At 45.7% G+C, this 17,179-nt stretch carries 15 protein-coding genes and 1 tRNA gene; 8 read left to right on the top strand and 8 right to left on the bottom strand.

The window, feature by feature from the left end; genetic code table 11:
- Nucleotides 1–42: 42 nt before the first annotated feature.
- The 4 genes from AC4OGX_RS03345 to AC4OGX_RS03330 all read left to right on the top strand — a co-directional run bounded on the left by AC4OGX_RS03345 (nucleotide 43) and on the right by AC4OGX_RS03330 (nucleotide 4,535).
- Entirely contained in the window at nucleotides 43–660 is a 618-nt protein-coding gene (locus AC4OGX_RS03345) for a DUF4867 family protein (protein WP_493328440.1), read from the top strand.
- Between the two features lie 108 nt (nucleotides 661–768).
- On the top strand, nucleotides 769–2,253 hold the full coding sequence (locus tag AC4OGX_RS03340) for an L-fucose/L-arabinose isomerase family protein (RefSeq protein ID WP_493328438.1): 1,485 nt from the start codon (nucleotides 769–771) through the stop codon (nucleotides 2,251–2,253).
- 84 nt (nucleotides 2,254–2,337) lie between these two features.
- Complete coding sequence (gene xylB, locus AC4OGX_RS03335) at nucleotides 2,338–3,810, top strand: xylulokinase (RefSeq protein ID WP_493328436.1); 1,473 nt, start codon at nucleotides 2,338–2,340, stop codon at nucleotides 3,808–3,810.
- Between the two features lie 86 nt (nucleotides 3,811–3,896).
- Complete coding sequence (locus AC4OGX_RS03330; protein WP_493328435.1) at nucleotides 3,897–4,535, top strand: lactate utilization protein; 639 nt, start codon at nucleotides 3,897–3,899, stop codon at nucleotides 4,533–4,535.
- A 63-nt stretch (nucleotides 4,536–4,598) separates the two neighbouring features.
- Here AC4OGX_RS03330 and AC4OGX_RS03325 read toward each other — a convergent pair.
- The 7 genes from AC4OGX_RS03325 to AC4OGX_RS03295 form a co-directional block, all read right to left on the bottom strand.
- Nucleotides 4,599–4,669 (bottom strand) — tRNA-Cys (locus AC4OGX_RS03325).
- 206 nt (nucleotides 4,670–4,875) lie between these two features.
- Nucleotides 4,876–5,595, bottom strand: a complete 720-nt coding sequence (locus tag AC4OGX_RS03320; protein ID WP_493328434.1) for a transglycosylase domain-containing protein — start codon at nucleotides 5,593–5,595, stop codon at nucleotides 4,876–4,878.
- A 217-nt stretch (nucleotides 5,596–5,812) separates the two neighbouring features.
- A complete protein-coding gene (locus tag AC4OGX_RS03315; RefSeq protein ID WP_493328433.1) occupies nucleotides 5,813–7,840 on the bottom strand; it encodes an ABC transporter permease in 2,028 nt (675 codons plus the stop codon).
- On the bottom strand, nucleotides 7,830–8,594 hold the full coding sequence (locus AC4OGX_RS03310; protein ID WP_493328432.1) for an ABC transporter ATP-binding protein: 765 nt from the start codon (nucleotides 8,592–8,594) through the stop codon (nucleotides 7,830–7,832). The genes AC4OGX_RS03315 and AC4OGX_RS03310 overlap by 11 nt, the downstream gene beginning before the upstream one ends.
- A gap of 104 nt (nucleotides 8,595–8,698) precedes the next feature.
- Nucleotides 8,699–9,748 carry a sensor histidine kinase gene (locus tag AC4OGX_RS03305; protein WP_493328431.1) on the bottom strand — a complete coding sequence of 350 codons (1,050 nt, stop codon included), beginning with the start codon at nucleotides 9,746–9,748 and terminating at the stop codon, nucleotides 8,699–8,701.
- Nucleotides 9,745–10,419: a response regulator transcription factor gene (locus tag AC4OGX_RS03300; protein WP_493328533.1), complete on the bottom strand. Its 675-nt coding sequence runs from the start codon at nucleotides 10,417–10,419 to the stop codon at nucleotides 9,745–9,747. The genes AC4OGX_RS03305 and AC4OGX_RS03300 overlap by 4 nt, the downstream gene beginning before the upstream one ends.
- Nucleotides 10,420–10,454: 35 nt before the next feature.
- The gene (locus AC4OGX_RS03295) at nucleotides 10,455–10,925 is read right to left on the bottom strand and encodes a YbaK/EbsC family protein (RefSeq protein ID WP_493328429.1); all 471 of its coding nucleotides are present in this window, start codon (nucleotides 10,923–10,925) and stop codon (nucleotides 10,455–10,457) included.
- Between the two features lie 294 nt (nucleotides 10,926–11,219).
- Here AC4OGX_RS03295 and AC4OGX_RS03290 point away from each other — a divergent pair, with 294 nt between their 5' ends.
- Nucleotides 11,220–12,062 carry a ZIP family metal transporter gene (locus AC4OGX_RS03290; protein ID WP_493328427.1) on the top strand — a complete coding sequence of 281 codons (843 nt, stop codon included), beginning with the start codon at nucleotides 11,220–11,222 and terminating at the stop codon, nucleotides 12,060–12,062.
- 38 nt (nucleotides 12,063–12,100) lie between these two features.
- On the opposite strand, the gene AC4OGX_RS03285 is transcribed toward AC4OGX_RS03290, so the two are convergent.
- Nucleotides 12,101–13,057 carry a glycosyltransferase family 2 protein gene (locus AC4OGX_RS03285; protein ID WP_493328425.1) on the bottom strand — a complete coding sequence of 319 codons (957 nt, stop codon included), beginning with the start codon at nucleotides 13,055–13,057 and terminating at the stop codon, nucleotides 12,101–12,103.
- A 193-nt stretch (nucleotides 13,058–13,250) separates the two neighbouring features.
- On the opposite strand from AC4OGX_RS03285, the gene AC4OGX_RS03280 reads away from it, so the two are divergent.
- The 3 genes from AC4OGX_RS03280 to AC4OGX_RS03270 all read left to right on the top strand — a co-directional run bounded on the left by AC4OGX_RS03280 (nucleotide 13,251) and on the right by AC4OGX_RS03270 (nucleotide 17,166).
- On the top strand, nucleotides 13,251–14,210 hold the full coding sequence (locus AC4OGX_RS03280) for a leucine-rich repeat protein (protein ID WP_493328424.1): 960 nt from the start codon (nucleotides 13,251–13,253) through the stop codon (nucleotides 14,208–14,210).
- 32 nt (nucleotides 14,211–14,242) lie between these two features.
- Entirely contained in the window at nucleotides 14,243–15,565 is a 1,323-nt protein-coding gene (locus AC4OGX_RS03275; protein WP_493328422.1) for a vWA domain-containing protein, read from the top strand.
- 89 nt (nucleotides 15,566–15,654) lie between these two features.
- Nucleotides 15,655–17,166, top strand: a complete 1,512-nt coding sequence (locus tag AC4OGX_RS03270) for an ATP-binding protein (protein WP_493328421.1) — start codon at nucleotides 15,655–15,657, stop codon at nucleotides 17,164–17,166.
- Nucleotides 17,167–17,179 lie beyond the last annotated feature (13 nt).

Raw genomic sequence — 17,179 nt, 5'->3', positions numbered from 1 at the left:
AATGACCTCATAAGACATGTAAGATTCTTAGGAGGGAATACCATGGAAATTCAGAAAGTAACGGATGCTTCATTTGGAAAGTACGGAAAGGTTCTGGAAGGATATTCAATCAGCAGGATCCTGAAAGAGATGGAGCACACACCACTGCCGGAGGATGTAATCTATGTGCCGTCAGTGGAAGAGATGGAGGCACTGCCGGAAGCGGAGGCGTTTAAGAACAGAGCATACGGAGGGCTGCCGATTCAGATCGGATACTGCAACGGAGACAACCATAAGCTGAATGCGCTGGAATACCACCGCTCATCGGAGATTAATATTGCAGTGACAGATCTGATCCTTCTGATCGGTGCGCAGCAGGATATTAAGGAAGACTATACATATGATACTTCTTTAGTGGAAGCATTTCTGGTGCCTGCGGGAACCGTGATCGAGGTCTATGCAACGACACTGCACTATGCTCCATGTACAGCTGTAAAAGGAGGATTCAGATGCGTCGTTATCCTGCCGAAGGATACGAACACGGAGCTGACCTTTGATGCTGGTAAAGAGGGCGAAGACCGGTTGATCACCGCGAAGAATAAGTGGCTGATCGCTCACGAAGATGCGGGGATCGGGGGCGCATTCTGCGGATTAAAGGGAGAGAATATCACCTTAGAATAAGCTGGGCAGAACAACAGCTAAGGGAGGTCTGCAGACGTATTTCTTTTACAAGGTAACAAATGAGTTTCTATCATAAAGTTTTAGTTTCAAGAAAGGAAGGTACATAGAATGAACAACATGCCAGAATTAAAAATTGGAGTAGTGGCTGTCAGCAGAGACTGTTTTCCGGAGAGTCTTTCCGTAACAAGAAGAGAGGCGCTGATCAAGGCTTATAAGGAAAAATACGGAGAAGAGGAGATCTACGAATGTCCGATCTGTATCGTAGAGAGTGAACTTCATATGGTACAGGCCCTGGAAGACGTGAAGAAAGCAGGATGCAACGCTCTGGTCGTTTACCTTGGAAACTTCGGACCAGAGATCGCAGAGACATTACTTGCAAAGCATTTTGACGGACCGAAAATGTTTATCGCAGCAGCAGAGGAAACAGGCAGCAGCCTGACTCAGGGACGCGGTGACGCTTACTGTGGTATGCTCAACGCCAGCTACAACTTAAAGCTGCGCAATGTAAAGGCTTATATCCCGGAATACCCGGTTGGAACTGCAGAGGAATGTGCAGATATGATCCATGAATTCAGACCGATCGCAAGAGCTGTGGCTGCACTGAGTGAACTCAAGATCATCAGCTTCGGACCTCGTCCGCTGAACTTCCTTGCATGTAATGCACCGATCCAGCAGCTGTACAACTTAGGGGTAGAGATCGAAGAAAACTCCGAGCTGGATTTATTTGAAGCATACAATAAGCATGCAGGAGACGAGAGAATACCTGCTGTGGTAAAGGAAATGGAGGAAGAGCTTGGAACAGGCAACAAGAAGCCGGAGATCCTTGCAAAGCTCGCTCAGTATGAGATCACTCTGAAAGACTGGATCGAGGAGCATAAAGGTTACAGAAAATACGTTGCTATTGCAGGAAAATGCTGGCCTGCATTCCAGACACAGTTTGGATTCGTTCCATGTTATGTCAACAGCCGTCTGACCGCTCAGGGAATCCCGGTTTCCTGTGAAGTAGATATCTACGGAGCACTGAGTGAATTCATCGGAACTGTAGTCAGCGAAGATGCAGTCACACTGCTTGATATCAATAATACTGTTCCAGCAGATATGTTCAAGGAAGATATCGAAGGAAAATTCAACTATACACATAAAGATACATTCATGGGATTCCACTGCGGAAATACGGCTTCCAGCAAGCTTTCCTTCTGCGAGATGAAATACCAGATGATCATGGCAAGAGCGCTGCCAGAGGAAGTGACACAGGGAACACTGGAAGGCGATATCATTCCAGGCGATATCACTTTCTTCAGACTCCAGAGCACAGCAGACTGCAAACTGCGGGCATATATCGCACAGGGCGAAGTACTTCCGGTAGCAACAAGATCCTTTGGTTCCATCGGCGTATTTGCTATTCCTGAGATGGGAAGATTCTACCGTCACGTACTGATCGAAGGCAACTATCCGCACCACGGCGCCGTTGCATTCGGAAATCACGGAAAAGCGTTATTCGAGGTCTTCAAGTATATCGGCGTTCCGGTAGAAGAAATCGGATATAACCAGCCGGCAGGAGTAAGATATCCTACAGAAAATCCTTGGAAATAGACTGAATATTCTGAAAGCGGAGGGCGAAGGGGTCAGGCCCCTTTGCTCTCCGTTTTCTAAATTGTTTACAAATGGAGGTAACAGATGTTATATATAGGTGTAGATTTAGGAACATCCGCCGTAAAATTGCTTTTAATGGATGCAAATGGAAAAATTGAAAATATTGTTTCAAAGGAGTATCCTTTGTATTTTCCTCATCCCGGCTGGTCTCAGCAGGATCCTCAGGACTGGTATACCCAGACTGTGGAGGGGATCAGGGAATTGACGGCAGACTGCGACAAATCCCAGGTTGCGGGTATTAGTTTTGGCGGACAGATGCATGGTCTGGTCGTATTGGACGAAAATGACGAAGTGATCCGTCCGGCGATCCTGTGGAACGATGGACGTACAGATAAAGAGACGGACTATCTGAATCGGATGATCGGTAAGGATAAGCTGTCCAGGTACACTGCGAATATAGCATTCGCAGGCTTTACAGCGCCGAAGATCCTTTGGATGAAGGAAAACGAGCCTGAGAATTTTGCAAGGATTCAAAAGATCATGCTGCCGAAGGACTTTCTGGCATATAAATTAAGCGGCGTGTTCTGCACGGATTATTCGGATGCATCCGGCATGCTTCTTCTGGATGTGGAGCACAAATGCTGGTCTAAGGAAATGATGGAGATTTGTGGAATCACAGAAGAACAGCTCCCGAAGCTGTATGAGAGTTACGAGATCGTTGGCAGCCTGAGACCGGAATTAGCGAAAGAATTTGGTTTCACAGGAAATGTCAGGATTGCGGCAGGTGCGGGTGATAACGCGGCAGCAGCGGTTGGAACGGGAACAGTCGGGGATGGCATGTGTAATATTTCACTTGGAACTTCCGGCACGATCTTTATTTCCAGTAAATCATTTGGCGTGGATGAGAACAATGCGCTTCATTCCTTTGCACATGCAGATGGATATTATCATCTGATGGGCTGCATGTTAAGCGCTGCGTCCTGCAATAAATGGTGGATGGATGAGATCCTAAAGACAAAGGAATATACAGCGGAGCAGGAAAACATTGTGAAATTAGGAGAAAACCAGGTCTTCTATCTGCCATATCTGATGGGAGAACGTTCTCCGCATAATGATCCGAAAGCGCGTGCTACTTTTATTGGGATGACTATGGACACCACAAGAGAGGACATGACCCAGGCCGTTCTGGAAGGTGTTGCATTTGGATTAAGAGATTCCCTGGAAGTTGCGAGAAGTCTTGGAATCAAAATTGAACGTACAAAGATCTGCGGAGGCGGTGCAAAGAGCCCGCTCTGGAAAAAAATTATCGCCAATGTTATGAATCTGAAAGTAGACGTGATCGAAAGCGAAGAGGGTCCTGGATACGGCGGTGCGATCCTGGCTGCAGTAGGCTGTGGAGAATACGAATCTGTGGAAGAAGCAGCAGGTAAGCTTGTAAAAGTTGTGGAAACAGTAGAACCAGATGCAAAGCTGGTGGAAAAATATGAAGAACGGTATCAGAAGTTCCGAAAAATTTACCCAACCGTAAAAGGACTTTTTCAGGAATTGACTCATTAATCTACAGGTATGGATTTTTGCCTCCTCTGAGTTTATAATGGATGTAAATAAAGTTAATCTGATGGTGAAAATGAGGAGGATAAAAAATGGAAGAAAATCGTAAAAAACACAATCAGTCCCTTGCAGATCATGTGATAAAAAATTTGAATACCAGAGGCATGGCTGGATATTATGCCGACAGTAAAGAAGAGGCTCTGAAAATCGCCCTTGACCTGATCCCAGAGGAAAGCAGTGTAGGCTGGGGCGGCTCCGCATCCATTGCAGAGATCGGCCTAAAGCAGGCTGTTCTGGAAGGAAATTACAAAGTGATCAACCGCGATGTCTGTAAGACGCCGGAAGAGAAACGCGAGGCGGAGCTTAAGTGCTTTGACAGTGATTTCTTCCTGGCAAGTGCCAATGCAGTTACCAGGGACGGCATTCTGGTCAATATAGATAAGTTTGCCAACCGTATCGCTGCAATTGCCTTCGGTCCCCGCAATGTGATTCTGATAGTCGGTATGAATAAGATCGTAAGCAATGTAGAGAATGCTGTTGACCGTTCAAGAAATGAAGCAGCCGCCATCAATGCAGTACGTCTGGATACACAGACGCCATGCTGCAATAAAGGGCTGTGTTATGACTGCAAGGGTACAAAATCTCTATGCTGTCAGATCCTTGTAACCCGCAGTTCCGGGATAGAGGGAAGGATCAAGGTGATCCTGGTGAATGATGATCTGGGATTTTAAAAAGAAAAGGTAAAACAAAAAAGCTCTGACCGCTTGATGATAAGCGACCAGAGCTTTTTAAAGAGGCACAGACCGGATTTGAACCGGTGATCAGGGTGTTGCAGACCCACGCCTTACCGCTTGGCTACTGCGCCATGCTGAGTAAAAATCTTCATATATCATATCTTACTCAGACAACGCTTAAATTATACCAGAAATTTTCAGGCCCGTCAAGATTTTAGACATGAGATTTTGTCTGGATTTCATCTCATTATCTATTTTGTTGTATCTCTCACTAACTTAGCTGATCTCTCAGTAAAAGACATCATGAGCAAAAGATATTTTTATGATCCATCCGTTTTCACTCGGCAGCTACATCCTGCAGGGCAGCCGTATCGAGTATCTGATTCGCCTCTTCCCGCGTCAGATACTTCTGCTTTATCATACTCTGTATCACCTTCTCCTGTCTTAAGTGGGCAAGCTCGGGGCTGACATCCGGTGAATAGGCAGAGGGTGCATTGGGGATCCCTGCCAGCATCGTGCTTTCATAAGCGTTCATATCCCGAGGTTCTTTGTTAAAGTACCCCCGGCTTGCGTCTGCGACACAATAGTAGGTGTCTCCAAAATAAATACTGTTGACGTATAATTCTAAGATCTCTTTTTTATCGTAATTTCTTTCCAGCTTCAGTGCCATAAAGAGTTCGGCAGCTTTTCGTGTGATGCTGCGCTCCTGGCTAAAATACATGTTTTTGGCAAGCTGTTGTGTAATCGTACTTCCGCCTTCTATCAACTGGCCTGCTTCAATATCATTTTTGACAGCCCGCCCGATGGAAATGATATCAAATCCGGGATGTTTATAAAATCGCTTATCTTCTACGGCGACCACTGCATCCAGATAGACCTGGGGCAGATCAGTGATTGGAGTATAAGAGGGATTGCTCTGGATCTCGGCAACCTTCTTGTCCAGACTCACTGCTTCCAGTGCCTCCCGGTACCGCTCATATCCGCGGTACCCAAAGAAGGCACCAGTGCAGAGGAGGCAGAGAAGAAGAAATGTAAGAAATCTTCGGATAAATTTCATGAAATCGCTCTCTTTCGTATATTAGGGGGCCTGCCGTCTGAATAGGCCCGTATATTTCAATGAGACGAATCTCCGGCAGAACCTATGGGTGATTGATTATATAGAGAATATAACATAATAATCTTGCATTAACATGATATTAATCTTACAAATTTCTTAATTTTTCCTAAATCTGCGCGGAAAACTAGAAAATGAACTGTGATTTTCAATACTTTTCCTATGATTTCAGATTTCGTTTAAACTCAACATAGGTGGCAGTAAAATAAATAAGGTATATCCCGCCGAACAAAAGAAGAGAGAGTCCAAAGTATGACCAGGCAGGGGCAGTTACATCGGAAAAGGCAGTAAACTGTCTGCTATCGTATAGGACCAGTCCGCCGCTGATCAAAACCGCTACAAGAAATGGAAACATATAGTAAAGAAATAATTGTTTCAAAATCGTTTTATTCAACTCTTTTTCCTTCATTCCCAGCTTTTTCAGGAGTGCATGCCTATATTTATACCTGTTTGAATCACTCAACTGCTGAACCGCAAGAACGGTTAGTGCCACGCATAGAAAGACCAGTCCGACATAGAAAAGCGGGAACATCAATACAGACAGCAAAGACTTCATTTCCAGGGTCTCTGTCTGGCGCACGAAAACATCCGCGTTGTTTACATACATCACATCGGTTCCATACCCTTTGTTTTCGTTATATTTAAAGCCGGATAATGTATCAGCAGTAGATTCTTTTGTGTCATTTTCCGCAATTTTTTCTAAATCCAGCTTCAGATTCTTGGGGACAGATCCTTTTACCTGAGCCATGAGAAGAGAATAGTAAGGCTTCATGGAATCGACAGCCTGGTCAGGAACAACGAGCAGGTAATCAGCACCGTTATGGCCGTTCTGTTCAAATGCTTCTGTCCGGATGCCTCCACATTCAAATTGGGTCCCGCTGATCTTAAGCGGTTGATCAGAAAAACGAGAAGCAGCATCAAAAAGGCGGCCCTTGATCTGGATCAAGTATTGATCTCTTTCTAAAGCAGCTTTTTTATGTCCCAGCATTTCCCGAAGCCGGTTATAATCAGACAATTTCATGTAGGTGTCGTGCTTAAAGTAAGCGCCGTCGCCTGCGACAGAATTGTTCAGGATATCAGTATAATAGTGCTTCATATATTCCGAAAAATCGTCCGAATTATTTTCGTATATCTGATAGACGTGCTTTGAAGCTAATTTTGTTTTATCTTGTAACAGCTTGATCTCCTTTGAAAAATCATAATTCGGTTCTTCGTGATAGATGGCAATATCAAAGGGCCATTTTTCATTCGACTGCGTGTTTTGATATTCATTCAGCATGAGTGCGTGGGAAGCCCCCAAAAGTGCAACCATAAAAAGCAGGGTCAATGTGCCCAGTGTAAACTGCATCGTTTTTATTTTGGAGGAAATCTGTCGGAGTACGAAGACATTTGCCTCCTTCCAGACACCTGCATGTCCTTTTTGGATATAGCTGACCAGGAAAGCGGAGAGCCCCACATAAAGCAGATAGACGGATGCGATGAGCAGGGCGGTCATAGGATAAACAATGTGTTCGTTCATATGTCCCCCGGCCATCATCCAGCCGAAGAAAAGAATGAAGAGCACAGAGACAATAAAAAGCCACTGTCTGCCGGTTTTGTTTCCGCCTTTTAGTTCTTCGTTCTGCTGTTCCAGATACATCATATCCCGAATGTTCATTTTTTTAAAACGCCGCTTGTTCCTGAAAAGTGCCAGTACATAGGCAGCGCAGAAAATGCCGGCAGTCATGAGCAGTGTCTGTGGTTTTACATCCAGATGGATCTGATATTTTGTGTTAACGATGGCATAGATAAGTGTGACAATGATCTGCTGCAGGAAAATCCCGGGGATCAGTCCGATGAGAAATGCAGCGGCTCCCAGTATCACAGTTTCTTTCAAAAAGAGGTTGGCGATCTGCTTTTTATGGAATCCGAGCAGCAGATAGGTTGCAAATTCTCTGCTTCTTTTTTCCGCCATGAACCTCATCATATAATGGACCAGCCAGATGATAATGATTACGATAAAAAATGTTACAAGACCGATCAGCATTGCAAGCATTCCCGCTTCTGCACAGACCTTTTGGATATCCTCGGAAAAGATCATGGAGTTGAATGCAAACATCAGGGCGGTAATGAGTACCATTGTCATGAGATAAATAAAATAGTTTCGGAAAGAGCGTTTTGCGTTTCTTAATGCGAGCTTATTCAGCATATCCGTCACCCCCCGTCAGGGAAAGAACATCCAGAATCTCGTCCAGAAACTGTTTACGTGTTTTATCTCCTTTATATAGTTCATGGAAAATTTGCCCATCCTTTAGAAATAAGATCCGGCTGCAGTAGCTTGCAGAAAATGCATCGTGGGTGACCATTAGGATGGTTGCTTCCATTTCCCGGTTCATATAGGTAAAGGTGTCGAGCAGCATCCGGGCTGATTTGGAGTCCAAAGCCCCGGTTGGCTCATCTGCGAATACAATCTTTGGATGGTTGATCAATGCCCTGGCACATGCACAGCGCTGTTTTTGCCCCCCTGACACCTGGTAAGGGAACTGATCTCTAAGAGGCCAGATGTCCAGCCGTTCCATGATATCACGGGTGCGCTTTTCAATCTCGGCTCTGCTCTTTTTGGTCAGTGCCATAGCCAGGGAAATATTTTCTTTGATCGTCAGTGTATCTAACAGGTTATAGTCCTGGAAAACAAAGCCTAGATTATTCTTACGAAAATCTGACATTTGATCCTCTGTCATCCTGGTAATATCTTCCCTGCCATACCAAATGTGTCCAGAGGTGACATTATCTACAGTGGCCATCAGGTTCAACAGCGTAGTTTTGCCGCTTCCGCTGGCTCCCATGATGCCGGTGAATTCCCCCTGGTTTACAGTGAAGGATATGCGATTAATTGCTTTGGTAATATGATTCTTGCCTCCGTAGTACTTTTCTACATCATCAATATGGAGTAATTCTTTCATAAGTGGTTCCTCCCTTTCTTGGTTTACTCTATACTCATGGTAATAGATAAAGTGCTTTTAAGGTATGGAAGTAGTTTACAGTAATCTTACGTTTTCGAAAGATTTTAATGGGAGAAATGGGAGCTGCCGTCCGGAAAGAGAAGGAGAATCCTGGTAAATTCCCCTGCTTTTGATTCTGCCTCCAGAGTAATGCCCAGTTTTCGGCTCAATTTTTTGCAAAGGTATAGTCCGATTCCGGTAGACTGCCGGTGATCCCTGCTGTCCATTCTTCCATTGCTTCCGGTAAAGCCTTTTTCAAAAATACGGCCCAGCTCTTCTGCAGGGATGCCGATCCCGTCATCTTCAACCGAAAGGACCGTCTGTCCTGCCTTTCGGAGGATCTGTATCTGAATCCTGCAGCTGTCCTCCTTTTTATATTTGACGGAATTGATAAAAAGCTGGTTCAGGATAAAACCCAGCCATTTTTCATCGCAGTAGACAGACTCATCCTGAAGGTCGGACAAAGCATCGATCTGTACATGATTCTGGATCAGATAAGGCTTTAGATGCCGGATCACATCCAGGATCACCTCATGCAGAGAAATCTTGTGGATCTTATAATCCTGATAAACAGAGTCGGAACGGGCATAGTATAAAGCTTTCTCGATATCATTTTCCAATTCACTCAAGGAGGCTTTGAGCCGGCGGGTATCCTGGGGCGTCCAGGGGATCGTTTTGCTGCGGTTGTCACACATTAGATTCATGGAAGTAAGGGGAAGCTTTACTTCATGGATCCAGTTTTCAATAAATTCTTTATATTCGGTCCGTTCTGTTTCTAAATGGTGGACCGCGTCTATGACAGATTTGTTGGAGCGCCTTAATAAGTCCCGGTACAGCCTGTCCTCCATGCGCCAGGAGACAGGCATGACTTCTGAGAGCAGGTAGGGCTTGTCCAGGCCCTCCAAGAGCTTATAAAGTTTTTGAAAATAGCGGCTTCTCTGGTACCAGCTTATAGCAAGAAAGGCACACAGCAATAGTGCCCAGGCGATATAAAAGAGAAGCAGCTGTCCCGAAGTCATTTTGCACACAGATAAATAAAAGCCGCCTGCCAGCATACAGATAAGCTGCAGCAGCAGAATCATGGTTTTATCTTTTAGAAATTCCCAAAATGTCATATTAGATATCCTTGTCCTCTCCTGGTCTGAATCAGATCTTCCACACCGATATCCTTTAATTTACCACGAATGCGGGTGATATGGACGCTCAGGGTATTGTCATCTATGAAGATCTGGTTCTCCCACAGATCATCGATCAGATCTTCTCTGGAAACAATCTGTCCGGCTTTGGAAAATAAGTTATAACAGATCCGCAGTTCATTTCTGGTGAGCTCAACAGAGGTGTCTCCATGTTTTAGAGTGCCGTTCAACAGATTTAGCCGGCATCCCTTCCAGGTAAAAAGATAAGGATCCTCCTGAGGGGCCTTCCTGCCGGTACGTTTCAGGACGGCAGCAATGCGGGCAAGAAGCAGCGGGGCATGGTATGGCTTCCTGATATAGTCGTCACCGCCCATCATCATGCCTGTAAGCTCATCCATTGTACCATCTAAGCCTGTCACAAAAATGATGGGGACCTCCATGGTCCTGCGGATCTCCTGACAGAGCGTCAGGCCGCTGATTTTGGGCAGCTGGATATCCAAAAGGATCAGATCCGGAGACAACTGTCCGACCTGCATGGCGGTCTCTGTAAAATCAACGATCGCATCCACATGATAAAGTGCATTTTCCAGAAGCAGCTTTAGTTCTTCCCGGATGTCCGGGTCATCTTCAATAATCAGGATACGGTACATCACAACCCCCTCCTTTTACATGGCACGCAAATGTTTTATTCCCAGTCTTTTCCTACATTTACCCACTTCACTGCGCGGGAATATGTTTCCAGTTCATCAAGGGCCAGCTCGATCGCGCTGTTTCCGCTTCCGGCGGCCGGATACACCGTCTCAAAACGTTTCAGTGACTCATCAAGATATACGGTCACCCCCTCATTGACAGCAAAGGGGCAGACGCCTCCGGGTGCATGTCCGATCAATGTTTCCACATCCTCCGGGCGTATCATTTTTGCTTTTTCGTGAAATTCTTCTTTATATTTTTTATTATCCGTGCGTGCATCACCGGCCAGAACGATCAGGATCGGCCCGGCAGAAGTTGTAAAAGACATTGTTTTAGCGATCCGCGCCGGCTCACATCCCACTGCCATGGCGGCCTCTTCCACTGTGGCGCTGGATGCCTCCGGTTCCAGGATTTTGTGATCGGCTCCATATTGCTTTAAATATTCTCTTACTTTTTCAACAGACATGATGTATTTCCTCCTTGTTGCTTGCTGGTCACTGCAGATCAGCAGATATTCTAAAATATAGAGTATAATTAATTGGGTAAAATGTCAAATACAGCGGGGGTAATCTGGAGGGGGAATCTCAAAAGGGACAGAGCGGCCTGCAAAGGGGTCTGACCCCTTTGCAGGCCGCTCTGTCCCCTTTTGAAAAAGTCCATATAAAATTGACAGATAAGGATAGCTTTTTGACATCTGCATGTCTATAATAGACATAGTGAGAATAAGAAAAAGGAAAATAGAGTACAGGAGAGATAAGACATGGGTGTGATGGGGACATTGTTATTGACAACGGCGATCGCGGGCGTTGGAGGAACCGGGCTGGGAGGTCTGATCGGAGCGCTATTCAAGAAGGAGTCCAACAAGGTGGTGAGTCTTCTGCTGAGCTTCGCGGCGGGGGTGATGACGAGTATTGTCTGTTTTGATCTGGTATTAGAGGCCATTGGAACAAAGACGAATATCGTGATCGTAGTACTGGCTATCATGGGAGGCGTTGCGATGGTCTACTTTTTGAATTATCTGATCGATGAGAGAGCCAACCGGGAGGTGCCCCATGTGAAGGCTGATGCCCATCCGAAAACAGCGGATAATCTGGACGAGCTGATCCACAGCGATCATTATGCCCAGCATCAGAAGAATAAAGACAACGGATGGTCTCTCTTCATAGCCGGGGTAGTCATGGCATGTGCGATCGCGCTTCACAACGTACCGGAGGGGATGACGATCGGTGCTTCCTATGCGAGTAATGAGGGGGTAATGGGAAGTGCGGCATTGATACTGGCGGTCTTGATCGGACTGCATAATATACCCGAGGGGATGGCTGTTTCCGTTCCGCTGATCAGCGGCGGGATGGCAAAGGGGAAAGCAATTCTGATCACAGCGCTTAGCGGGGCCCCTACGATACTGGGAGCGTTTTTTGGTTATCTTCTTGGAGATATCGGCCCGCTCGGACTGGCACTGAGCCTTGGATTTGCCAGCGGCGCAATGCTTTACGTTGTATTTGGGGAGATCCTTCCACAGTCTATCCTAATGTACCGCAGCAAAAAACCGACCTTCACGGTGATTCTGGGAATGATGGTCGGTTTACTGATGATCTATCTGTAAAAAATCTATAAAGACGGATGCACAATAACAAGGCATCCTTACTGCCCGGAGACATCCTCTTGTAAAAGCTGTTCATACCGGTACTGGCAGGCGATCAGGCGGATCTCAAAGTTCTGCCGATCCTGCTGAACGATGGAGGATAAAAGCATCCCGGCAAAGAAGGAAATGATCGCGGCCATATATACAAAGCCGCATACGATCAGTGTCGGAAAGTTCGGAACCAGTCCCGTGCGTGCATAAGTAACTACTACAGGGATCAAGAAGATCGTGCTGATTATGGTCAGCAATAGTGCAAATCCGGAAAAGAATCCAAGTGGTTTGTAATTCCGGTAGAGCCGCGCAATGGTTCGAAGGACTTTCATGCCGTCGCTGTAGGTATTCAGCTTGGATTCACTGCCCTCCGGGCGGTCTCTGTATTCGATCACCACATTTTCCACCTGCATATTTTTATCAACGGCGTGGATACTCATTTCAGTCTCGATTTCAAATCCCTTAGAAAGGACCGGGAATGTCTTAACGAAATTATAGCTAAAGGCACGGTATCCGGTCATAATATCCTTGATATCATTTTTAAATAGTTTATTGATCGTCTTACGGACCAGGGAATTACCCAGATTATGAAACGGCCGTTTATTCTCCTGGAAATAAGTGGAGGAAAGACGGTCGCCGACTACCATGTCTGTATGACGGTTCAGCACCCGGTCTACCATTTCTCTGCCGAATTCAGCCGGATAAGTGTCATCACCGTCTACCATGATATAGGCTTTTGCGTTGATCTCACGAAACATACGGCGGATCACATTCCCTTTTCCCTGCAGATATTCGTGCCGCACGACCGCACCGGCCTGCTTAGCAAGTTCGGCGGTCTGGTCTGATGAATTATTATCATAAACATAGATCACTGCTTCGGGCAGCGCCTGTCTCCAATCACTTACCACTTTCGTGATCGTCTTACTTTCATTATAGCATGGGATCAGAACTGCTATTTCATCCATTGAATTACCCTCTCATTCGTAAATCGCTGATTTTATACTACACTATCCGGCCGCCTTATGCAAGAAGTATCCAGAAGGCATACAGGCATGAATACAGAGGCGCGGATCACCGGAAAATCCAGGGACTCCTTGAAAAAATGGTACAGTACTCTTATAATGGGAAGATGAGTTTGGAAAAGAGGACGGCCGCCTTATGAAGATAGATTATCAGATAAAAAATAATGAAATAGAGATCATCCGCTGTTATGGAAATGACCCTAAGATCGTCCTGCCGGAGCAGATCGACGGTCTGCCGGTGACGAAAGCAGCACCTTATGCATTTTCGGATCACAAGGAGACGGAACAGGAGGAGGTGCTTTCTTATGAGACAGAGGAGGGATCTATATTTGCGGGTGAGAGAGGCCTGCTTGCAGGAACAGCTGTGGAAGAGGTGATCTTCCCGTCTGCTCTCAGAGAAATCGGGAATTATATTTTTTATGGATGCAAATCTCTGCGGCTGCTGGAGTTTTCTAATACGCTGCAGCAGATAGGCAGCGGTGCATTTACCGGGTGCGGTGCTCTGAGCAGATTAAAGGTGCATATGACAGAAGGAGACAGATCCTGTACCAGGGAGATTCTGGAGGATCTCTGGCAGCGTATAGATGTTACTTTTTTCTATGAGCAGGAAAAGAAACGTGCGGTTCTTGTTTTCCCAGAGCATTATGAGGAGGCTGTGGAGAATACACCGGCCCGTATTTTATTTACACAGCACCATGGCTCCGGGAATAATTACAGGCAGTGCTTCTATAATAAAGAAATGGATTACCGCAAATATGACAGCCTGTTTTCTGTTGCGGCAGCGTGGGATAAAATAGAAGTGCTTGCGGATATAGCCTTTGGCAGGCTTCGCTGTCCTTATCAGCTGACGGAAAATGACAGACAGGTATATAGAAATCTGATCCGGGAGCGATTTCAGGAAACGATAAAGTATCTCATTGAACAGGAACTTTTTCACAACATACGTGTCATTTCTACTGAAGGATTGTGGAGCCGTGAAATGTTAGAGTATGCTCTGGAGATTGCATCCAAACAAGGGAAAATGGAGATACTGAGCTATCTCATGAATGAGAAACAAAAAAACTTTAGGCAGGAAACGAAAAAGTTTATACTATAAAAATGAAATGTTTTCTGTTGGGGAAGGGAGGTATGAAAGCGATGACAGATTTTGAAGAACAGGATGGCAGAGAGGCAGCAGTGCGATTAGAGGCTCTTGGGAATCAGATCTTGAGTGCGGCAAGGGATGAGCTTTATCTGGGAATGCGTTTTCTGGATGTGGCGCTGAGCAGCTTTGTCTATCAGATGGACACATCTGTGGATCCATTTGGCACGGACGGCAGTGTGATTTATTTTAATCCCCGGTATCTGGGCGGTCTGTACCGCCAGAATAGGATTCTGGTAAACCGGGGATATCTTCATATGGTATTCCACTGCATTTTTCGGCACATGGTGAAACCGGGGATGGATGAACGTTACTGGAACCTGAGCTGTGATATCGCTGCGGAACATATGACAGACAGTAATTTCCACCGTTGTGTCCGTTTCCCAAAGAGCCTTCTTCGAAGGGAAACATACCGCAGACTGGAGCAGGAGAAAAGGGTGCTCAATGCAGAACGGGTCTATGCGGTCTTGAAGGAATGGGATCTGTCGGAAAAGGAATTAGAACGTCTTGAGGCTGAGTTTTATGTGGATGACCACAGATACTGGGAAAACCAGCAGCCTGACAGACAGCCTGATCCCAGCCTGAACAGGAAATGGCAGGAGATCAATGAGCGTATGGAGACAGATCTGGAGACATTTTCCAAGGAAGCCTCTGAAAAGTCAGGAGATTTACTGGACCAGATAAAAATTGAAAATAAGGAACGGTATGATTACCGGGAGTTTTTAAAAAAGTTTTCTGTATACCAGGAGGAAATATCGGTCGATCCGGATACATTTGATTATACATTTTACAGCTATGGACTGCGTCTGTATGGAAACATGCCTCTGATCGAGCCGCAGGAGACAAGAGAGGTCAAAAAGATTTCGGAGTTTGCTGTGGTGATCGATACTTCGATGTCTTGTTCTGGTGAATTAGTCCACAAATTCTTAGAGGAAACTTATTCTGTATTAAGTGAAGAAAATAGTTTCTTCAAAGAGGTGAATATCCATATCATCCAATGTGATGAGAAGGTACAGGCAGATAAGCGCATCACCAGTGTACAGGAGTTAGAGGCGTATATGTCGCAGCTGACCTTATATGGTGAGGGCGGGACAGATTTCAGGCCGGCTTTTACCTATGTGGATGAGCTGTTGGAAAAAGGAGAATTTGAAAACCTGCAGGGGCTGATCTATTTTACGGACGGATACGGGATCTATCCTTCCAGAATGCCATCCTATAAGACGGCCTTTGTATTTATGCAGGAGGATTACCGGGATGTTGAGGTTCCGGCCTGGGCAGTAAAGCTTATGGTAGAAGAAAAAGATTTTTAAGTGAATGACCTTAGCGCCTGGAAACAAGTTTCCGGGGATAGATCGGGGTACAGGAGATAGACAGAAATCATTAAGGGAGGTATAACAGCGTGGATATTAAAAGAGCAAAACAGGAGATTAAAGATTCGATCGAAGCCTATCTGGCAAAGGACGAGTTTGGAGAATACAGGATTCCGGCGATCCGCCAGAGGCCCATCCTTCTGATGGGACCTCCGGGAATTGGAAAGACACAGATCATGGAGCAGATTGCCAGGGAGTGCAGAATTGGGCTGGTGGCTTATACCATCACTCACCATACAAGGCAGAGTGCGGTAGGACTTCCGTTCATTAAGGAGAAGGTGTACGCAGGACAGGAATTTTCAGTTACAGAGTATACCATGAGTGAGATCATTGGTTCTGTATACGAAAAGATGGAACAGACTAAGATCAAAGAAGGAATCTTGTTTATTGATGAGATCAATTGTGTATCAGAAACGCTCGCGCCCACGATGCTGCAGTTTCTGCAGGGAAAAACATTCGGCAACCAGAAGGTGCCAGAGGGATGGATCATCGTAGCGGCAGGGAATCCGCCGGAGTACAATAAGTCTGTCCGGGATTTTGACGTGGTGACATTGGACAGGCTCAAAAAGATTGATGTTGAGGCCAGCTTTGACGTGTGGAAGGAATATGCCTATAAACAGGGGCTCCACCAGGCAGTGATCTCCTATCTGGAGCTGCGCAAAGAGAATTTTTACCGCATAGAGACGACCGTGGACGGCAGGTTTTTTGCAACTGCGCGCGGCTGGGAGGATCTGTCAGAGCTTATTCAGGTATATGAGATCCTTCATAAAACAGTGGATCGTGATGTGGTGTACCAGTATATCCAGCATCGTATGATCGCCAAGGACTTTGCAAACTATCTGGAGCTGTATTATAAATACAAGAAAGACTATGGCATTGAGGATATTCTGAAAGGCGAGTGGAATACAGCCACGATACAGAAGGTCAAGGCGGCGCCATTTGACGAGCATCTAAGTATTGTGAGCCTGCTCAACGGGAAGCTTAGTGAATTGTTCGAAACTTGTTATATGACAGATGCTTATGTGACAAAGCTTTATGAGTATCTTATCTACTACAGGGAAAACAGGGTCACAGCTATGCTGGAGGATATCCGGCGTTTGGCTGAGAAGGATCTGGAAGAAGAGAAAGCCTCCGAGCTTTTGACCCGGCGGGAGGAGATGACCCTTAAGAGGGTCATCGCTTCACTGGAACGTTTTTCAATGACCATCAAGGGAGAATTATTCATCGGAGATGGGGCATTTGAGGAGGTAAAGGCTCTATTCGAACGGGAAGTAAATGAGCGAGAAGAGGAAATTGCATATACATCTGCCACACTTCAAAATGTCTTCCATTTTATGGAAGATGCCTTTGGCGAAAGTCAGGAAATGGTGGCGTTTATCACCGAACTGAATGCCAATTACTACAGCGTATGGTTCATTAAGGAGAATGGATCGGACCAGTATTACCGCTATAATAAGGGACTGCTGTTTGATGAGCGGCAGCAGGATATCGTCCGTCAGATGGACGATGTGGAGGAGCTGCTGAACCGCGGGATTAAGTAGATTTGGGCGGGAG

Source organism: Faecalicatena sp., assembly GCF_058819085.1.
Note: the sequence above shows the minus strand (reverse complement) of the source record. Positions and strands in the feature narration are given on the sequence as shown.

Excerpts from the sequence above, each read along its gene's own strand:
- AC4OGX_RS03345 (WP_493328440.1), top strand. The coding sequence starts at position 43 with ATGGAAATTCAGAAAGTAACGGATGCTTCATTTGGAAAGTACGGAAAG.
- AC4OGX_RS03340 (WP_493328438.1), top strand. The coding sequence starts at position 769 with ATGAACAACATGCCAGAATTAAAAATTGGAGTAGTGGCTGTCAGCAGA.
- xylB (WP_493328436.1), top strand. The coding sequence starts at position 2,338 with ATGTTATATATAGGTGTAGATTTAGGAACATCCGCCGTAAAATTGCTT.
- AC4OGX_RS03330 (WP_493328435.1), top strand. The coding sequence starts at position 3,897 with ATGGAAGAAAATCGTAAAAAACACAATCAGTCCCTTGCAGATCATGTG.
- AC4OGX_RS03320 (WP_493328434.1), bottom strand. The coding sequence starts at position 5,595 with ATGAAATTTATCCGAAGATTTCTTACATTTCTTCTTCTCTGCCTCCTC.
- AC4OGX_RS03315 (WP_493328433.1), bottom strand. The coding sequence starts at position 7,840 with ATGCTGAATAAGCTCGCATTAAGAAACGCAAAACGCTCTTTCCGAAAC.
- AC4OGX_RS03310 (WP_493328432.1), bottom strand. The coding sequence starts at position 8,594 with ATGAAAGAATTACTCCATATTGATGATGTAGAAAAGTACTACGGAGGC.
- AC4OGX_RS03305 (WP_493328431.1), bottom strand. The coding sequence starts at position 9,748 with ATGACATTTTGGGAATTTCTAAAAGATAAAACCATGATTCTGCTGCTG.
- AC4OGX_RS03300 (WP_493328533.1), bottom strand. The coding sequence starts at position 10,419 with ATGTACCGTATCCTGATTATTGAAGATGACCCGGACATCCGGGAAGAA.
- AC4OGX_RS03295 (WP_493328429.1), bottom strand. The coding sequence starts at position 10,925 with ATGTCTGTTGAAAAAGTAAGAGAATATTTAAAGCAATATGGAGCCGAT.
- AC4OGX_RS03290 (WP_493328427.1), top strand. The coding sequence starts at position 11,220 with ATGGGTGTGATGGGGACATTGTTATTGACAACGGCGATCGCGGGCGTT.
- AC4OGX_RS03285 (WP_493328425.1), bottom strand. The coding sequence starts at position 13,057 with ATGGATGAAATAGCAGTTCTGATCCCATGCTATAATGAAAGTAAGACG.
- AC4OGX_RS03280 (WP_493328424.1), top strand. The coding sequence starts at position 13,251 with ATGAAGATAGATTATCAGATAAAAAATAATGAAATAGAGATCATCCGC.
- AC4OGX_RS03275 (WP_493328422.1), top strand. The coding sequence starts at position 14,243 with ATGAAAGCGATGACAGATTTTGAAGAACAGGATGGCAGAGAGGCAGCA.